Raw genomic sequence first — 622 nt, 5'->3', positions numbered from 1 at the left:
TCTTATAAAGTGTTTATATGTATTTGGATAATTATTTTGTTGTTTTTTGTAATTTATTTTGGATACAAAATGACATCTGATAATAATCAGGTATCAATACAAGAAAAACAGGTAAAACAAGAAGTTCAAAAAATGTCAGAATAATCAAATGAGAGAGAAATAGAATCCTTTGAAATATTCTAAAAGAAATCAGTAATAAAAAGAGGGCAGTTACGTACTAGCGGGTTCCCTTTTGAGGTGCAAACATTGCAAATCACATCACATTTTTGTCACTAATATCAATGAGATTCTCTAATTAAGTAACAATAATAAACGCAGAGGAGGGATAGTGATAGAAAAGTGGGTTCTGGTGCAAAGATTGTATTTATTTGAAAGAGGTATATAGATTCCTAATGGAATCTATTCTTATGCAACCATTCCGAATAGTTGATGAATAAACTTCATTTCATTTTTGACAGACTTTTCCCGTAAATTAAGTTGGCCTTTTTTAATGATATGCATCGCTTCTATTCCTGAAAGAATAGATTTAGCTGTACGAAAAGATTTCAATCCTAGCATTGAACGAACTCTCTTTTTAATAAAACGATGATCTTGCTCTACAATGTTATTAAGGTATTTTACC

1 protein-coding gene is annotated in these 622 nt (G+C 29.9%); it reads right to left on the bottom strand.

Features of this window, described 5'->3' with window-relative positions; genetic code table 11:
• Positions 1-405: 405 nt before the first annotated feature.
• The coding region (locus AC1DJR_RS32655) for a DDE-type integrase/transposase/recombinase (protein ID WP_477004535.1) at positions 406-622 on the bottom strand (217 nt) is incomplete at its 5' end.

This window comes from Bacillus sp. 05T31, assembly GCF_056396725.1.
The sequence above is the reverse complement of the archived record's forward strand: the minus strand, read 5'-3'. Positions and strand labels throughout refer to the sequence as shown.